At 44.1% G+C, this 17,885-nt stretch carries 19 protein-coding genes and 1 tRNA gene; 1 reads left to right on the top strand and 19 read right to left on the bottom strand.

Annotated features, from left to right (window positions below; translation table 11 throughout):
• Window positions 1-43 precede the first annotated feature (43 nt).
• The 4 genes from R7Z78_RS04130 to R7Z78_RS04115 form a co-directional block, all read right to left on the bottom strand.
• Window positions 44-1,747: a DUF6538 domain-containing protein gene (locus R7Z78_RS04130; RefSeq protein WP_169644474.1), complete on the bottom strand. Its 1,704-nt coding sequence runs from the start codon at window positions 1,745-1,747 to the stop codon at window positions 44-46.
• Between the two features lie 93 nt (window positions 1,748-1,840).
• Window positions 1,841-1,928 (bottom strand) — tRNA-Ser (locus tag R7Z78_RS04125).
• A gap of 144 nt (window positions 1,929-2,072) precedes the next feature.
• Entirely contained in the window at window positions 2,073-2,522 is a 450-nt protein-coding gene (locus tag R7Z78_RS04120; RefSeq protein WP_005378276.1) for an L-alanine exporter AlaE, read from the bottom strand.
• A gap of 502 nt (window positions 2,523-3,024) precedes the next feature.
• The gene (locus R7Z78_RS04115; protein ID WP_047100819.1) at window positions 3,025-5,445 is read right to left on the bottom strand and encodes a hybrid sensor histidine kinase/response regulator; all 2,421 of its coding nucleotides are present in this window, start codon (window positions 5,443-5,445) and stop codon (window positions 3,025-3,027) included.
• Window positions 5,446-5,496: 51 nt separating this feature from the next.
• On the opposite strand from R7Z78_RS04115, the gene R7Z78_RS04110 reads away from it, so the two are divergent.
• Entirely contained in the window at window positions 5,497-6,108 is a 612-nt protein-coding gene (locus R7Z78_RS04110) for a YecA family protein (protein WP_005378278.1), read from the top strand.
• Window positions 6,109-6,181: 73 nt separating this feature from the next.
• On the opposite strand, the gene R7Z78_RS04105 is transcribed toward R7Z78_RS04110, so the two are convergent.
• The 15 genes from R7Z78_RS04105 to cydB all read right to left on the bottom strand — a co-directional run bounded on the left by R7Z78_RS04105 (window position 6,182) and on the right by cydB (window position 17,873).
• Complete coding sequence (locus tag R7Z78_RS04105; protein ID WP_104975998.1) at window positions 6,182-7,348, bottom strand: glutathionylspermidine synthase family protein; 1,167 nt, start codon at window positions 7,346-7,348, stop codon at window positions 6,182-6,184.
• An 8-nt stretch (window positions 7,349-7,356) separates the two neighbouring features.
• Window positions 7,357-7,926: a DUF1190 domain-containing protein gene (locus R7Z78_RS04100; protein ID WP_025766906.1), complete on the bottom strand. Its 570-nt coding sequence runs from the start codon at window positions 7,924-7,926 to the stop codon at window positions 7,357-7,359.
• 8 nt (window positions 7,927-7,934) lie between these two features.
• A complete protein-coding gene (locus R7Z78_RS04095) occupies window positions 7,935-8,351 on the bottom strand; it encodes a DUF350 domain-containing protein (RefSeq protein WP_005378281.1) in 417 nt (138 codons plus the stop codon).
• On the bottom strand, window positions 8,351-9,394 hold the full coding sequence (locus R7Z78_RS04090; RefSeq protein ID WP_017820047.1) for a potassium channel protein: 1,044 nt from the start codon (window positions 9,392-9,394) through the stop codon (window positions 8,351-8,353). Before R7Z78_RS04090 ends, R7Z78_RS04095 begins: the two co-directional genes overlap by 1 nt.
• Before the next feature lie 118 nt (window positions 9,395-9,512).
• On the bottom strand, window positions 9,513-10,574 hold the full coding sequence (nadA, locus tag R7Z78_RS04085) for a quinolinate synthase NadA (protein WP_104975997.1): 1,062 nt from the start codon (window positions 10,572-10,574) through the stop codon (window positions 9,513-9,515).
• A gap of 251 nt (window positions 10,575-10,825) precedes the next feature.
• Entirely contained in the window at window positions 10,826-11,578 is a 753-nt protein-coding gene (ybgF, locus tag R7Z78_RS04080; protein ID WP_005378285.1) for a tol-pal system protein YbgF, read from the bottom strand.
• Between the two features lie 15 nt (window positions 11,579-11,593).
• Window positions 11,594-12,118 carry a peptidoglycan-associated lipoprotein Pal gene (gene pal / locus R7Z78_RS04075; RefSeq protein ID WP_005378293.1) on the bottom strand — a complete coding sequence of 175 codons (525 nt, stop codon included), beginning with the start codon at window positions 12,116-12,118 and terminating at the stop codon, window positions 11,594-11,596.
• A gap of 30 nt (window positions 12,119-12,148) precedes the next feature.
• On the bottom strand, window positions 12,149-13,501 hold the full coding sequence (gene tolB, locus R7Z78_RS04070; RefSeq protein WP_005387925.1) for a Tol-Pal system beta propeller repeat protein TolB: 1,353 nt from the start codon (window positions 13,499-13,501) through the stop codon (window positions 12,149-12,151).
• A gap of 12 nt (window positions 13,502-13,513) precedes the next feature.
• Window positions 13,514-14,581: a cell envelope integrity protein TolA gene (gene tolA / locus R7Z78_RS04065; RefSeq protein ID WP_054575111.1), complete on the bottom strand. Its 1,068-nt coding sequence runs from the start codon at window positions 14,579-14,581 to the stop codon at window positions 13,514-13,516.
• Between the two features lie 13 nt (window positions 14,582-14,594).
• A complete protein-coding gene (locus R7Z78_RS04060; RefSeq protein ID WP_005378298.1) occupies window positions 14,595-15,038 on the bottom strand; it encodes an ExbD/TolR family protein in 444 nt (147 codons plus the stop codon).
• Between the two features lie 3 nt (window positions 15,039-15,041).
• Entirely contained in the window at window positions 15,042-15,740 is a 699-nt protein-coding gene (gene tolQ / locus R7Z78_RS04055) for a protein TolQ (RefSeq protein ID WP_005378301.1), read from the bottom strand.
• Window positions 15,730-16,149 carry a tol-pal system-associated acyl-CoA thioesterase gene (gene ybgC / locus R7Z78_RS04050; protein ID WP_017820044.1) on the bottom strand — a complete coding sequence of 140 codons (420 nt, stop codon included), beginning with the start codon at window positions 16,147-16,149 and terminating at the stop codon, window positions 15,730-15,732. The genes tolQ and ybgC overlap by 11 nt, the downstream gene beginning before the upstream one ends.
• Window positions 16,150-16,321: 172 nt before the next feature.
• The gene (gene ybgE, locus R7Z78_RS04045; RefSeq protein ID WP_033905055.1) at window positions 16,322-16,624 is read right to left on the bottom strand and encodes a cyd operon protein YbgE; all 303 of its coding nucleotides are present in this window, start codon (window positions 16,622-16,624) and stop codon (window positions 16,322-16,324) included.
• Window positions 16,617-16,724, bottom strand: coding sequence for a cytochrome bd-I oxidase subunit CydX (cydX, locus tag R7Z78_RS04040; RefSeq protein ID WP_000270284.1), 108 nt, complete (start codon window positions 16,722-16,724; stop codon window positions 16,617-16,619). Before cydX ends, ybgE begins: the two co-directional genes overlap by 8 nt.
• A 12-nt stretch (window positions 16,725-16,736) precedes the next feature.
• Complete coding sequence (gene cydB / locus R7Z78_RS04035; RefSeq protein WP_006742909.1) at window positions 16,737-17,873, bottom strand: cytochrome d ubiquinol oxidase subunit II; 1,137 nt, start codon at window positions 17,871-17,873, stop codon at window positions 16,737-16,739.
• Window positions 17,874-17,885 lie beyond the last annotated feature (12 nt).

Here is a 17,885-nt window from a genome sequence, read left to right as displayed (position 1 = left end):
AGACTTTAGGTGTACACAACAGTGTAAAGACATTAACGAAAAACTACCAAAGACGTGGGACAGCCAACCTAGGCAAACAGTCTATTGCTTTCTTCTTAGCCTTCATATCAACCGTACCGTATGTTGCTCCGATATTAGCCGGAGCGTGACCAGTGATAGCATCACTAACAGAATCAACTACTCCTAGACCACGCAAAGCTGTTCTCAAAGAGTGCCTAAACGAGTGTGATGGCTGCTTGGTTATGCCTAACCTCTTGACCTGTTTACTCCACCACTTACCAATAGCACCAGACCTTTTACCGTGTTTGTTTGGCTTGTGCTCAGGGAATAGAAACTCTCCACAGGACGCCACATAACCCAAAAAACCCAAATCAATGAGATGATCATGAATCGGCACTTGTCGAACTGACTTAACGTTTTTTACGTTCTGCTCTTCACCCTCACGAACATAAATAAAGTGAATACCTTCGTCTGATCGTTGTATATCTGAACTTCTAAGTTGAACCATTTCTTCAATCCGAGACCCCGTATATCTGCATAGAAGAGGCACCCAATAACAAGCCATGCCATAAGGCTTACTAGCAGTAACATCAGTGAATATATCTAGCTTAAATAACTGATTGATCTCGCTAGGAGTAAACCCTTTAGCTTCCGCTACCGCAGACTTATTCTGTACTTTAGGAAGTGTTACGCCTTTGTATGGGTTGACGTCTATCAAACCAAGCTCAACAGCATAGCCAAATACAGGAGAAGTCTTTCTGAGAATAGTCTTAACGGTTGAAGGAGCGATTGTTTCAAGCCCTTTTGTTTTAACAAGCTCAAGCTGCTCAGGTACTGATTTGTTTCTAATCTCTTTGGCTTTAGACTTAGGCAATTGTAACAGGGTATCTTTGTATTTTGAGATATGACCTCTCGTTACATCAGCAACGTCTAGATCCCCTATTATCTCTATAAGACGCTCTATCTGAGACTCAACCTCTGCCAAGGATTGAGAAGCTTTGCCATTAATAGATGCAGACTCAAGGTAACGCTTCAATAGGCTCGAAATGGAGTTCTGAGATGGTTTCAAAGCCCTAGACGGTATCTTATCAGGCTTAAGTACTGAAAGGGACTCACTAGCGATTGGAGTGGTCACTGGCTCATACCCAAAGTCTCGCTTGTGACGAGCCAAACAGAGAGACTCAACTCGACGGGCGTAATCGTAAAAAGCGTAAACCAAACGTCTATATGAAGCGCTTGTCTCACATACAACTAAACCTTCTATTTTTAGCTGTTCTTCAATGAAATCTTTCAAGCCTTCCAAAAGCTCTTGGTATTCTACTTCCGTAGCTTTTGATGCATCTAGACCACTAAACTCAAATGTGTCAGACAAGCCGAATACGTGGAGACGCTTATCGCCCTCAACGCCATACCATTCATACCGAAGATAGCAATCATAGTTACCATTACCATCAACCTCATCTTTGACACGTAGATACCAACGCTCGGCAATGATCGCGCAATCACGGACATTAAGCTCAATATCAGATGAATTAGATAGCTTTAAATTAGCGAAGTCGATTTGCTTGAGCGCATCATCAAGATGCTGAGGAAAGCGCTGCTTTGCTTCAGAAAGCTTTTTCGTTTGAAGAGATTTCTTGAAGACTGTCTTACCGATTATAGGAACCAGCTTTTTTGGGACAGCCATTCTAAAGTAGTAAACACCAGTTTGGGGATGCTTATAAGGACTTGCCATGATGTTCGACATTGTACCTACTCTTTGTACCAGTAGGCAGCTTACATTAAAACACCAAACCCCTGTATTATAAGAAGTTCTTACACTACAAGGGCTTATAGAATGTGGCGGTGAGTGAGAGATTCGAACTCTCGATACGTTGCCGTATACACACTTTCCAGGCGTGCTCCTTCAGCCACTCGGACAACTCACCGAATCAAATTTTGGTTAGCATCATTGGCTAACGAGGCGCTAATTTAATGATTATGTGCCTGATGGTCAAGGCTAAACATAAAAAAAAGCGCCCTTTTCGAATCGATTGCTCACTAAGTAACTAAATTGAGCAAAACTGGGGCATTTACATGCTTTGAGAATAACCGGGAACACGGAACCAACGGCGGCACATATCCAAGAAGTACCCATACAACACACCCATGCCACAAGAAATAACAGCGTTACTTGCCACTGCGGTCACAATTTGATCTGTAGACGCGCCAACTGCGAATAAGATACCCGCATAAACTGGAGATTGAAATAGTACATAAGCGACCAGATCGGAGATGTTTTTCATAAAGGAAGACGGTGACACCTTACTACCTTGATGCAGCACCCAATCACGAAAAACCCCATACGGCCAAGCAATAGCGATATTCACTGGAATCGATAGCGTACGCGATGCTAGAGATTGCTCAAATGTCATCCCTGAAATCAAAATCTCGACAATCATCCCTGTGATAAAGCAAAAAACAACCATAGCAAAGGTATCCGCTGCGGCGTGACGAATACAAAATGGTCCACGAGACTTCATTTACAAAACCCTTAAAATCAAACACTGCAATTAATAAAAATAATAAAACTATTAACCACTAAAAAGACATCAAGCCAGCTAATGATGCAATTAGAACACACAAAAACTAGCTTATGGTTCTGTATTTAAAATTAAGTTGTAAATTTATAACCAACTTTTAAAGTAAAAGTAGTTTTTTTCACCAATGGCGAGTAAAAACGCCTAAAATCACGTAAAAATGGTACAAAAACACGGATTTCACTTACATAAAAAGGGGTTACGATAATTATTTTGACGTAAAGTTAGAACAAAACTCGGACCGAAAACAGTCACTCCTATAGCTTATGCTACCAAGCTGCGAAAATTCAGAGTATTACCGATATAATCACAGTAGAAGGTCTTGCTGTTTTACTCGTAAAAGTAAAACTGCAAGCCTGTTCATTGCGGGTTAGAAGAGTTTGTCACGAAGCTGGATGACGTATGAATAGTAAGAACAATTCACAGTTGCGCCATATTGATTAAATTATGGTGAGGCCAGCAAAATCGTTAATGTATCGATATCATCTTGGTCTGGGGATTGCTGACGCTTTAAGTTACTTCTTATCCGTTCGGCGACTGAAGAAACGTCGCCACTGAGTTCAAGGGGAGCCTCCGCAATGATCGCTGAAATAGCCTCAAGTGCTTCATTAAGATGTCCATTATCTAGAGCGACATAGAAGTTGAGTAACCACTTTTCAGCATTAAAGCTATCTGCTGCATTTCCATCAAAGTCCGATTGGTACTGATATAACTGTGTCGCATGAAGATACAGTGCATCATTTAATTCAGACTCCACTATTGGTTTCGCTATTATGTGATCTGCTCCTACATTAATCATACGCTCTTGTGTTTCTTTGAACACATCCGCTGTACAGCCAAAAATCAGTACCGACTTAGCAGGTGAACTCATTGCTCGAATGGCTGATATGGCCCCAACGCCATCTAGAACAGGCATATGATTATCCATCAGTATCAAATCAAATGGTTTGATCGCAACCTCATCGACTGCAAGCTGACCATTTTCGACACTTGTGCACTCAAAGCCCTTGGCTCGGAGGAAAGTTTCCATAATGATCGCATTTGTTCGGTTGTCTTCAACAATGAGTGCTTTCAACCCTTTACAGTTCAATTTATGTGTATTGATTGACTCTACTTTACCTGGCTTGCAAGGTGTAAGGGCAATTTCGACAGTAAAAGTCGTTCCAGCGTCCTCCTGACTCTCTACAACCACTTGCCCACCCATATGTTCCGCGATTTCTTTGACTATTGCTAAACCAAGCCCTGTTCCACCAAACCGTCTAGTCGTTGATGACTCCGCTTGCTCAAAAGGACGAAAAATGCGTTTTTGTGCCTCTTTTGAAATACCAATTCCTGTATCTTTTACCTTTAGTATCAGCTTGGTGCCTGCCTTACTCGATTTCTCGGCTAGCTCTACCTCTACGATGCCACGATCGGTGAACTTAACAGCGTTATTGAGTAGATTGAACAGTACTTGACGCAAACGGGCTTTGTCATTGTTGTACCAACGACCCGTTGGTAAATGCGAGACGACTCTAAAGCGAAGACCTTTTTCTGCACATAGAGTTTGATAAACACTCTTGATACTGCCGATAATCGACTCAATTGGGAAAGGCTTATTTTCAAACTCAACATGCCCTTGTTCAATTTTTGAGTAATCTAAAATCTCATTGAGTAATGTCATCATGTGATCACCTGAATCATAAAGTGTTCTCAGGTGCTTACGTTGCTCATCGGTAAGTGGTGTTTTTAACAGTATCTGGGCAGTTCCTAGTACACCGTTCATTGGTGTGCGAATCTCGTGGGACAATGTGGCTAAGAATGCCGTTTTAGCGTTTGTCGAAGCCTGAGCTTTTATTCTTTCCTGCTCTAAATAGATCGTCTTTTCATTGAACTTCTCGATAAGCTGTCCGATTTCGTCATCGCTATCGTAGTCAATATCTATGATCCCACCAGTTTTCGAGTCATCAATCTTAGCGGCAATGCGAACAATTGGTTCAACAATATAGCGATTCAGTAAGTAGTAACCGACCAAGACACACAAGAGCAAAAATGGAATGATCCTCCCCTCAACGCTCATCACTTGTTCAAACACTTGATCGGCGACTTTAGCTTTTGCGTTGACAACTTCCATGCGCCAATCGAACTCTCCGAAATCAAGCTCGCTGACATAAATTTCGTCCGTCAGTTGAAAGTTGTGTTCAATAATCACGTTTGAGTCAGCATCGCGAACCACTACCCCCAAAGAATGCTGGTTCGTGTGCTCTCGAATAAACTGAAAAAGTGCATCTAGTGATAGGTCTACCGTTACAACTCCAGCGAATCGACCGTTTTGGTAGTACGGAGAAGACGCGGTAATCATCTGGACCTGAGTAAAGGTATCGATGTAAACCGTAGACCAACTAACAGAACCTACCGGAGCATCGGCGGCAGCGACATACCAGGGTTCATTATCATAACCGCCAGATTCGGGGTTATTGTAGGAGTGAATTTGGTCAATACCACTATCACTGTTTTTATTGAAGAATAGACTTTTATATCTCCATTGTTCTGCTTTGAGTTCGGGTTTAGGCCATACGCCACCGCTAACAAGCATCTTGTCACTCAATTGAAGAATATGTGGAATTATTGTGTTGAGAGATTGAATATTTTCAGTCCCTTGGGCTAGCCCTACTAAGCTGCTCAATACACCTGTAGAACTGAGGAGGGGCTCTTTTATCTCAAGAGCCAGGAGTTGGGTACGTAACTCTAGGTTTTGCTCTAGCTTTTGTCTAACCGGTGGCTCAACAACCAAATAGGCGACAGAACCGATAGTGGCGATAAAGAAGCACAGGTAAAGTGTTAGGGCGAGAATGCTTTTTTTTCTAAGTGATGAGCGAATTTCCATAGATGTGTGAATCATTCCCTAATATCGATTTATCACTAATTGATTGGTAAGATGAGCGCAATCAACCAGCCCATTAACAAATGGTATTCTATTTTGAAACTACAAGACATCCTTTCTCTCCCAGAACTTGACGGTAAACTACTAAACCTAGCAAAAACTCAAGGCTTTGTAACAGCGATGGCTGCAGCGCCAAACGTATTAATGCCTCAAGAGTGGTTGCCATTCTTATGGGGTGGAGAAGAAACAGCGCCATTTACTGACGGTGAGCAACTAGAGCAATACATTGACGAGATTGTACAAATGTGGAACCAAACTCGTCCCGCTCTCCTAGAAGGCACTTGGCAGTGGCCTGCAGGGTGCGCGCTAGATGAGCAAGACATTGTAACAAGTCAGGCTCGCGATTTCTGTGAAGGTGTATTACAAGGCTGGCAACTTGCGCGTGATGACTGGGAAACGTTGATGCCTGAGGATAGCGAAGATAATGCCCTACTCGGTGGTGTTTTACTTTCTCTTACTATGCTTTACGACCCAGAAACAACCATTGAAACATTGGCCGAACAAGGTATGGAAGGCTTAGAGCAGTTTGAAGAGATCTTCAATGCAATGCCAGTGATGTTATGTGGTCTTACCCAGCGCGGTGTTGCATTAGCTGAAGAACAATAGACGCAACGCTGTCGACCATCAAGATTGAACGGCTGAATAGACAAAAAGCTCTCCAAATGGAGAGCTTTTTTGATCATGTTAAAATTACATGTGGAATATACCGCGCCATATCTTGAGTCACTAAGCTACTGTCTTCCCTAATCGAAATACCGGCAGCTCTATCATTGACCAACCAACTGCCAATTAACGTATGGTTTTGCCCAAACTTAGGTAGTGGATGGTATTGTTGGACGATATTAAATTTAGATTCATAAGGCCCTGACGTTTTAACAAAACGTTTTCCATCGATGACGATCTCGATGTTCGCGCCCTCTCGAGAAAATAGTGGCTTGATGACATAATCTCTCATAGTGTTCGCTTTTGAATCGTTAGCAAAATAAGCGGGCAAGAGGTTCGGGTGATTAGGAAAGCGCTCCCACAATAACGGTAAAAGTGCTTTATTGGATAGAATCGACTTCCACATCGGTTCTAACCAGTTTACGTTCGCAGTCGCTAAGTACTTCGTATATTCCTCTTCAAACATAAACTCCCAAGGGTAAAGCTTAAACATCCAGCGAATCGCTCTGTCGTCAGCATCCACAAACAGACCATCTTCCGTCACTCCAATATCTTCGACATGCACGAATGCCGTTGCTAACCCTGCCTCTCGCGCGCAATCCTCTAAATACTGGACAGTCCCTTTATCTTCTTCAGTGTACTTGCAGCAGCTAAAGTGAAGTGTTTGTCCTGGTTGGTATTTTGCTATTTCGGCAAAGCGCTCGATCAAAAAGTCTTGAAGAATATTGAATTGATCCGCGCCCTGGTGAACTCGACCTTTATTTACAACATCTTCTAGCCACACCCACTGCCAAAAGCCAGTTTCAAACAAGCTGGTTGGCGTATCCGCATTGTTTTCCAGTAATTTTGCTGGCGAGGTCCCGTTGTACGCGAAATCCAGCCGCGAATAAAGCGAAGGTTCGCTTCGTCTCCATGAAGAAGCGACCTGCTCCCACATAGATTCAGGGATCGCACATTGCGTCAGCAACCGCTCACTCCGAACGACTTCATCCACAATAGCCAGGCACATCTGATGCAGCTCTTCAGTGGGCGCTTCTATATCGCGCTCAATTTGCTCCAGCGTGAATTGATAGTAAGCACTCTCATCCCAATACGGTTGGTCATACATGGTATGGAAACCAAAACCAAACTGGCGTGCTAATTCACGCCAGTTTTCGCGCTCTTGTATTTCTCGTCGAAACATAGTGCTTTTTAACCGCCTCGACTGACCGACACCGCTTTACCAAACCCGCCTCGAGACATCGCCCTGCCAATGGTGCCGCCACCACGTTTATTAAGGCTATTCGTCGCAACTTTGGTCGGCTGATTTCGGTAGGAGCCAAAGAATTGTCCTGCTCCATTATAGAATTTGGATTTATAACGGTACATCGGCTCTGAGTAATAGCTCTTGTTATAACCTTTCAACCCGCTTAATGAGCGACTGTAAAAAAAACCGCCAAAGTTAGGTACATAAGCTCGGGAACTGGAACTGTAGTAACAATCATCCTCGTAGAAATCATTCTCGCATTCGAACTCGCTGCGGTAGCGAGGGGCATTTTGTTCGGCACGAGCTAAAGCTTCTTGGTATGCAATGTCACACTGTTCACTAAACTCAGGCGAGTTAGATTTACACTCATCAGCATCAGAAAAAATGTACCCTTCTGTTTTTGACTCGTACGTAGCAAAGAAGAAAATACCACCAAAGGCAGCAAAGGGAAGAATTTTCCCAAGCTTTAAGCTTTTGTCCATGGAAGAACGTTTAACGTTAGAACTCCGCTTCATCGTTCCTCCTAGTAGGTCATGCACGCGGCATTCAATACGCCAACCGAAACAGAAACTGCTGCTAATACAATACCGGCTGGCAGTTCATCTTTTTCGATACGCTCTGCCACTTTCGGAAGTAAAATAAAGCGTACAATTGCAAATGCAATAATTTGAGCAAGCATTGCAACAACGCCCCATACCATAAAATCGACGATATTGACTGAGTTTTTTGCCGCCCCCGAAATCGCGAGACAGTAACCAAGGAAGGCCCCACTTAGCGCAATCGCTGCTGCTGTATTTTGTTTTTCTTTGATCAGATGCCACTCATCGTATGGCGTCAACTTGACGTAGATGAACTTAAACGCCAATACAAAAATAATAGAAACAGAGAAATAGAGTAAAAAGTTTGGGAAGCCTGCTAACAGGCCAGCAATCATGTGCATTATTGTTCCTTGTTCATTTCTTTCCAGGCAAAATCTTCAATACGTTCATCTGCAATGTAAAACAGCTTGGTACTCGCGGGTACTTCAGCATCTAAATCTGGGTTGAGTTGAATACCATCGCCAATATCAAAAGCAATCAGCGTGGCATGATGGCGTCTTTTGAGAAAAACGAAGAGATTCTCAATAGTGGTGGCAGACTGCCCCTCAGGATAAATAACTGAGTATTGCGTCATACCTCGTGTTGAAGCCAAAAGCTCCTGATGAAGCGCACTTGAGCCCGGGTCAACCGCCGCTTTTGCCAACATTTCTGCGCCAACAGCAGGTATGCATTCCGCTTTCGGGCAATGCTGACTTAGAAGTCGGCCTAGCGCTTCATCTTTAAAGTAAGCGACCAAATGAGCGGAAGGGTTTACAGATGCGCAGTATAGAGCGGCTGACAAGGTAATGTCGTCCGAGAGATTATCCACAATAATGCAAGCGGCTTCGGCAATATTGGCGTTTTTCATTTCTTGCGAATCGGTATAACTGGTCACTTTGATAAAACTGATTTCGCCAGGTAACGGGTTCTCTATTTCTGAACGGCTGCATAAAACAATCGGGCGCTTTCCCTCTTCTTCATGTTGTAACATGCGAATAAGGTGCATCGTTCTCGATCCATTCCAGCCCAACAATACAATATGGTTTTCCACTCTTACTCTCCGTTTTCCTAAAATACCCGCTCGCCAATAGTCCATCGCTGCTCCAGCGACACGCCCCAATAATGCGGCGAATAAGCTCAAACCGCCGGGGATTACAAATAGTACGACAACCCATTTACCCATATCTGTTACTGGAGAATGGTCGCCATAACCCACCGTACTCGCCGTAACCATGAGGTAATAGATAAAGTTAGCGAAACTGTCTGTTAATGCTGTTTCACCAGCGAGAACCAGCAGCCACCATGAAAGGCTCACATATAAGCCACTAAAGATGAGAAGGCTTCGGTTGCTCAATTTAAAAAGGTGGGAACTAAGCCACTTTTTAACTACTAACCACACCGCCATAAATTTATGACCTCGATATTCATTGATTGCATCAATAGTAACTCATTGATAGTAAGACACAAAAAAACCAGCCATATTCGGCTGGTTTTTGAGATTTACTTTCAGTTACGCCTACTTTTTAAGCATTACCTTTCACTTGCATATTTAGCTGCTCAGCAAAATCTAGCATGCGGTTCAGTGGGATAAGTGATTTCACACGTAGCGCTTCATCAACAAAAATTTCGTGCTCTTCACCACCTTCACTAAGCGCTTTCTCAATTGCTTTCAAACCGTTCATTGCCATCCAAGGACAGTGTGCACAGCTGCGACATGTTGCGCCTGCACCTGCGGTTGGCGCTTCGATAAGTTCTTTCTCTGGCACAAGTTGCTGCATTTTAAAGAAAATGCCTTTGTCTGTCGCAACGATCATTTGTTTGTGAGGAAGCTCTTTCGCTGCTTTGATCAGCTGACTCGTTGATCCAACGGCATCGGCAAGTTCTACGACGCTTGCTGGTGACTCAGGGTGAACCAAAATAGCCGCATCTGGATACACGCTCTTCATTTTTCGTAGCGCATCAGCAGAGAACTCATCATGAACCACACACTCACCCTGCCAAAGCAGCATATCTGCGCCAGTTTTGTTAGCGATGTACGATCCTAGGTGACGGTCTGGTCCCCAAATAATTGGCTTATCTTCAGCGTCTAAGTGTTCCACGATTTCAAGCGCAATGCTCGATGTAACGACCCAGTCGGCACGGGCTTTAACCGCTGCTGAAGTATTTGCGTAAACTACAACCGTATGATCAGAGTGAGCATCACAAAACTCGCTGAACTTATCCGCAGGACAGCCAAGGTCGAGCGAACATTCCGCTTCCAACGTTGGCATTAGAATGCGCTTTTCTGGTGTCAGAATTTTGGCCGACTCGCCCATAAAGCGAACACCACCAATAATCAATGTACTTGCAGGGTGACGATTACCAAACTTCGCCATTTCCAACGAGTCACCAACAAACCCGCCAGTGTCTTCAGCTAGGGCTTGAATCTCAGGGTCGGTATAATAGTGCGCGATAAGTACCGCATCTTTTTCTTTGAGTAACTTTTTAATACGCTCAATGTAAGATGCTTTTTCTTCTTCGCTTAATGGAACTGGTTTCGGTGGGAATGGGTAAACAGTGTCGATTTTATCTAATATATGGCTCATTGCTCTTGCTCTACGCAACTTCCTTTAATCCGAGTATTGTAACCTCGTTAATTTTCAAAAACCAACTTGTCGCGGGGATTTCTAGCGGTCTAGCCGTATATCTTTGTTACAGGTAGCATTTCCGAGTAGCGAAATTCGGTACAACACAAGGTCAGAGGCTCTGCATCATTGCTATCGACTTAGCCGTTCTGCACCAACAGAAAATGGAAAAGAAAAAGGAAGCCGAGGCTTCCTTTTCAAAACATAACGTCTTACAGCTTAGAGCTGGCAAGTTTTGCAGATGCACTACCTGGGTATTCATCAACCACTTGTTGGTAGTACTTTTTCGCTTGAGCTGCATTGTTATTACGCTCAGCGATTTCGCCTAATTTAAGCAACGCATCGGCTCGCTTATTGGAGTCTTTGTAAGACACCACAGCGGCAAAACTTTTCACTGCATCCTCATCCTGCTTTTTAGCGAAGTACAACTGACCTAGCCAGTAGTGAGAATTCGCTGAATATGTAGAATCAGGATAATCTTTCTGGAACTGCTGGAACGCTGCAATTGCGCCAGTGTAGTCACGTTTCTTGAGGATGAGGTCGACTGCATTTTGGTATGCCGTTTGCTCATCAACATTTGGTGTGTACTGGCCACCTGTTTTCACAGGTTGTGCTTCTTGTGCAGGTGTAGATTTTATCTCTCCACGAACACGATCCAGCTCGACAAACAACTCACGTTGACGTTGCAACATTTGTTTCATTTCGTAGCTATTTCGCTCTAATTGACCACGCAATTCACTGATCTCTTGCGACATTTGGTCAATTTGCTGTTGCATTTGGAGCTGAACGCGATTGCGGTTTTGGAGCAAACGTTCTAGACGCTCTACTTCCGTTTCAGATGAACGGCTCTTAGAGACGGATGATGTGCTGTTGAGATCAGATACTGGAGCTGGTGCAGCGAACGCAAAGTTCGCTGCACTTGCCAGTAACGTAAGCGCAACAGCGCGCTTAGTGTTACTGAACATGAGGATTACCTCGAATTAGTATACTAGAACCGCGCGACGGTTCTTAGCGTAAACTTCATCTGATTGACCTAGAAGAAGTGGCTTCTCTTCACCGTAGCTAACGATTGAGATTTGGTCAGCTTGAACACCTAGTGCTTGTAGGTAGTTCGCTACTGCTTGTGCACGACGCTCACCTAGAGCAATGTTGTACTCAGGTGTACCGCGCTCATCAGCGTGACCTTCGATAGTTACGTTAAGTGCTGGGTTCTTGCTTAGGTAAGAAGCGTGAGCCGCTAGCATCTCTTCGTAATCTGCTGCAATTGTTGAGTTGTCAAAAGCAAAGTAGATTGTTTGAGTTTCACGTAGCGCTTGCTCTTTTAGCTCTTGCTCTGTCAACTGACCGCTTTGATCAATTGGCGTAGCTACTGTTGTTTCCACTGCGCCATTGTTGTTTGTTGCTGCACCAGTGTTAGAAGCAGCGTCGTCGCTTGAACTACACGCTGTAACAGCCATTACAGGAAGCGCGATTAGTAGCCCTTTTAGAACCTTGTTCAGTTGCATCTTATTTTCCTTTATTAATCAAACTTATTACTACAAAAACGGTGACCATGCAGGCGCTCGAACACGCCCATTTGTTGCCGGTAATCTAGCTTTGAATCGACCATCAATTGACACCATCGATAGTACGTTTTTCTTGTTGTAAATCGAGCTATACACAACCATGCCACCGTTTGGGGCAATACTAGGAGACTCATCAAGCAAGGTCTTAGTTAAGACTTGAAGAGCACCAGTTTCCAAATCTTGTTTCGCCAAATTAAATCCTGCGTTGCTGCGGTTCACCATAACTAGGAATCGCCCATCAGGAGTAATCTGACCACCCAAATTTTGGCTGCCTTGCCAAGTCAAACGGTCAATAGAACCGCTGCCCAAATTTACTTGATAAATCTGTGGTTTACCACCCCTATCCGATGTGAAAATCAACGATTTTCCATCGGGATGCCAGAACGGTTCCGTATTATTTGATCTGCCACGCGTAATTTGCGTCAGTTTACGAGTGTTAAGGTCAAACGTATAAACATGAAGCGAGCCTGTTTTAGAAAGAACAATCGCTAACTTATTGCCATCAGGCGAAAATCTTGGTGCACCATTGTGACGTGGGTATGAAGTAATTTTCTCACGTTCACCGGTGTAGATGTTCATTATGAAGATTTCTGCTTGGCCATTTTGGAAGCTAACATACGCAAGCTTTTTACCATCTGGTGACCACGCTGGTGACATTAATGGTTGCTTAGAGCGTAAAACCAGACGCTCATTGTAGCCATCGTAATCAGCGACTCGAAGTTGGTAAGGGAAACGGTCTTTATCGTTCACTACCACATATGCGATACGAGTCATGAAAGCGCCACGGTCGCCAGTCAACTGCTCATACACCAAATCAGAGATACGGTGAGCGTACTCACGCATACGAGGCCCTTGAACAGTGGCTACTTTATTGAACAGCACATGATCTTTTGACAGAACCAATTCACCGTCACTACCAAGCGCCTTACTCTTCCCACCCGTTAACTGACCACGCACAATATCAACAAGTTGATAGTTGATAACGTAGTCACCTTGGTCGTTTTGCTTGATTGAACCAGTCAATAGCGCATCCACGCCTAAATTGGTCCAAGCATCAAAATTAACTTCTGATTCACTGAACGGTGTTTGTGGCATTTTGCTCGTTGGAACTGGGCTAAATTTACCACTACGTTGTAAATCCGAGGCGATAACAGCAGAAACATCCGTTGGAAGCGCTTGTGTGCCCTCCCACTTAAACGGAACAACAGCAATTGGTCGTGCTGAATCAATACCATCGGTAATGACCAACTCTAATGCGGCATTCGCCACATTTGTCATACTGCTAAACAGTACAAACATTCCTAGTAAAAGGCGTCTAATCACGTCTTATTCCTTTTAGTCCAAAGCAACAGTTATGTTGATGTCTTTTAGTCTTTCATTGACCGCTGATTCTGAAGATTTAGGGAACGTCCCTACCTGAGCTATTGCTCGCTTCGCCGCAGCACATACTCGAGCATCACCACTCAAAACGGTAACACCAGAGACCATCATATCAGTTCCTGTCGGAATCAATTTGATGTTTACCCTACACTCCTTTCCCAGCAAGTAGTCATCCTTAATCAGCTTTTGCTGAATATTTTGAGTATAGATGGATGACATACGAGAAAGTTCGTCGTCAATAAATTGATTGCGCGCAGCACTGTTTTTACTGACCTCATCCTCGAGACCCGCAAAAATATCATCTAACGCGGCTTCTTGAGCTTTACGCTCACGCTCGGCACGCTCAGCTGCTTCTCTCGCTTTACGCTCTCGCTCCGCTGCCTCTTTTGCCGCTTTCTCTTTTGCGATGCGCTCTTGTTCAGCTTTTTCAGCTGCTTCACGCTCACGACGTGCTTTTTCTTCCGCTTCTTTTGCTGCTTTTTCACGAGCTAAACGTTCTTGCTCAGCTTTTGCGATAGCCGCCTCTTTTGCTAAACGCTGCTGTTCAGCTTTACGCACGGCTTCTTCTTTTTCCTTGCGCTCTTTTTCTAGCTTAGCAGCTCGCTCTTTTTCTTTGCGAACACGTTCTTCTTCCTGCTTGCGCTCTTGCTCTTTTTTCTTACGCGCAGCTTCTGCTTCTCGTGCCGCTTGAGCATCTTTCGCTTGCTGCTCTTTCAACTTGCGAATTTGCTCTTCTTCAGCTTTGCGGTTTTTTTCTAGCTGCTCTGCTTCGCGTCTCAGTTTATCAAGACGCTCTTGTTCTTTTTTCGCTGCCTTTTCGCGTTGCTGGCGAATTTCTTTCGCTTGTTGCTGCACAAGTTTTGGATCGATGACAACAGCTTGAACCATTTGCCCTGTAGGCTCTGGTTTAGACATATTGAAGTCCGTCCCCCAAAGCAGGGCTGCAACTAGAATTGCATGCAAACCAACCGATATTGCTATCGGTTTGGTGTATTGGTTGGGTTTCTTCTTGTGATCTTTCATAGATAATTGATGTCTATTCCCTGATATCGGTCATTAGACCTACCTTAGGGATACCAGCTCGACTTAGTTCATCCAGCAATAGAACAACATCGGCATATGGTGTTGCCGCGTCGCCACCTACCGCAACTGGTGAATCCGGCTTAACCTCTCGCTCCGCTTTCACTCGCACAATAACATCTTGCAACGACAAACCTCGCTGAACTTCTTCATCATTGACGCTTAGGCCTAAATTACCCTCGCTATCAATTTCGATGATAATAAAGCTACTGTCAGTCTCGCCAGCAAGGTCTTGCATAGATTCTGCAGTCGATGTTTTCGGAAGATCAACGTCGACGCCTTGAGTCACAAATGGAGCGGTCGCCATAAAAATGATCAACAGTACGAGCATTACGTCGATATACGGAACAACGTTGATCTCCGCTGTCATTTTTCGCTTTTTAGGTTGATAACCCGCCATGCTTTATTCCTTATCCGCGCTGTCTCGGCCAGCCATCGCTTGACGATGAAGGATGCTGTGGAATTCTTCAGAAAATGTTGCGTAAGTGTGCTCTAGTTTACTCACTTTATTGCTTAGGCGGTTGTACGCCATTACTGCCGGAATAGCCGCAAATAGACCCATCGCTGTCGCGATAAGTGCCTCGGCGATACCCGGTGCAACCATAGACAACGTAGCTTGCTTTACTTCACCCAGCGCAATAAAGGCGTGCATGATGCCCCAAACGGTACCAAATAGGCCGATATAAGGGCTTATAGAACCGACTGTTGCCAAAAACGGTAAGCTTGTTTCTAGCTCATCAACTTCACGAGAAACAGCAACGCGCATTGCGCGGCCAGTGCCTTCCATGATGTAAGCTGGTGAATTTGCGTTGCTCTTACGTAGGCGAGCAAACTCTGTAAAACCTGCGTAGAAGATTTCTTCTGTGCCTTCAATTTCGTCTTTACGCGCTTTTACTTTTTGGTAAAGCTGAGAAAGATCAGTACCCGACCAAAATTTGTCTTCAAACTGCTCTGCATTTTTTGACGCTTGAGAAAGCACTTTGCTGCGCTTGATGATCATTGCCCATGACACAATTGACATGCCAAGCAACGTCAGCATCACAAGCTTTACCAACAGACTGGCCTGAAGAAAGAGATCTAAAATGGAAATATCAGCAGTCACTATTTGTTAGCTCCGAATTTATAAAGGTTGGAATAGCTATTGGTTTCATTTTCTTATTATCGATACATGCTACCTTAACCGAGGCCTTGCACAATATCTTGCCTTGATCATTGACCAACTCTTGACAGAATTGCAGAGAAGCACGTTTTATTTCTGACACTCGGGTTACGACTGTCAGATGCTCGTCCAGCCTAGCCCCTTGGTTGAAATCGATATCCATGTGTCGGACAACAAAGCCGATATTTTGTTCCAGTAACACATGTTGAGAAATGCCTTTAGCACGTAACATCTCTGTCCGTGCGCGCTCAAAGAATTTTAGATAATTAGAATGATATACAACACCGCCCGCATCAGTGTCTTCATAGTACACGGTGATCGGCCAGTGAAAGAGATTTGATGTGCCTTGCAAGGGAGTACCAATATATTCAATTCTTTAAAGTAATTACTATAACTGAAGCGACAGCAATTGGTACCGAGCTAAGGAAATATTTTTGAAATTTGTAGAAAAAATAAAAGCTAGGCGAGATACCTAGCTTTTATTCGATGATTTAGTAACCGACTTTATTACAGCATATTTCAGCCTAAATGAAATAAAGTGCCGTTAGATAAATTAAGATAGCTAACGAGAAATAAGGACTAAACAAAACTTGCCAGTACCAGTTTCTTGGCTTGAAGCCCACCCCATACACCATGCTTGAACATACAGACCAAATCAGTGCTGGTGCGATGATTGAGTTAAAACCACCAATTGCTTGATGGTAAGCTTCAGGGTCCCACATCACCAATCCTATGTGCATAAAGCCAAGGATGAGAGATAAGACTCGTAGCAGAGTCTTATCCATTGGTGCGTGAAGTTTCGCTACCTTATCAGCGAGGTTACTCACTGTCTTTATCCATCATTTCTGAGTGCTCTAGCCAAAGAGCGTTGATGATACCGAATGCACAAGCAAGTAGTACACCTAGAATCCATGCGAAATACCACATAGTAAATGCTCCTTAGTAAAGTGAGTTTTTGTTGTCTTCAATGTACTGGTCATCAAGGCGACCAAACATCTTGTAGTAAGTCCAAGATGTATAACCAAGGATGATTGGCACCATAACAAACGCAACGCCTGTCATTAGGTTCAGAGTCAGCTCAGATGACGTTGCATCCCACATTGTTAAGCTGTGGCTTGGCATTAAGTCTGAAGGCATGATGAATGGGAACATCGCAAAACCTGCAGTAAAGATAACACCAGCAACACCCAAGCTTGAAGTAATGAACGAAATCGCACATTTTTCAAGACGAGATGCCAATACAGCGAGAAGCGGCATTGCAACACCTAATACAGGAGCAGCCCATAGTAGTGGGTAGTTTTCAAAGTTCTTCATCCACGCACCAGCTTCACGGATAACCTCTTTGTTTAGAGGGTTAGAAGCAGCGTTAGTGTCGATACCGCCAACAATGACGTAGCCATCGATATTTTGGATCCAGAAACCAGCCGCTACAAACGCAGCAACCGTCAGTAAACCAGCCAACTGAGCAACGTTGCGCGCACGCACATGCACTTCGCCTGTTGTTTTCATTTGTAGCCAAGTAGAACCTTGCATCAAAATCATGAACAAGCTTACTAGACCACACAACAGTGCAAATGGGTTTAGTAGACCAAAGAATGAGCCATGGTATGTTGGCATCAAGAACTCACTCAATTGGAATGGTACACCTTGTAGAAGGTTGCCAAACGCTACACCAAAGATGATTGGCGGAACAAAACCACTGATTGAGATACAGATATCCCAGGTATTGCGCCATTTTGGATCTTCGATTTTAGAGCGGTAGTCTAGGCCCAGAGGACGAAGCCATAGCGCTGCTAGTGTCAAAATCATCGCTAAGTAGAAGCCTGAAAATGACGTTGCGTAAACCAAAGGCCAAGCTGCGAACAGTGCACCACCAGCAGTGATAAGCCAAACTTGGTTACCATCCCAGTGAGGAGCAATTGAGTTAATCATGACACGGCGTTGCGTGTCGTTTTTACCGATGATAGGTACAAGCGCGCCTACACCCATATCGAAGCCGTCTGTTACTGCAAAACCAACTAGTAGAACACCGATTAGTACCCACCAGATGAGTCGCAAGATTTCGTAATCAAACATCTTGTTATCTCC

Origin of the sequence: Vibrio sp. 1167, assembly GCF_033340375.1 — a bacterium.
Classification (GTDB): Bacteria; Pseudomonadota; Gammaproteobacteria; order Enterobacterales; family Vibrionaceae; genus Vibrio; species Vibrio alginolyticus.
This window is presented reverse-complemented; position numbering and strand designations above follow the sequence as displayed.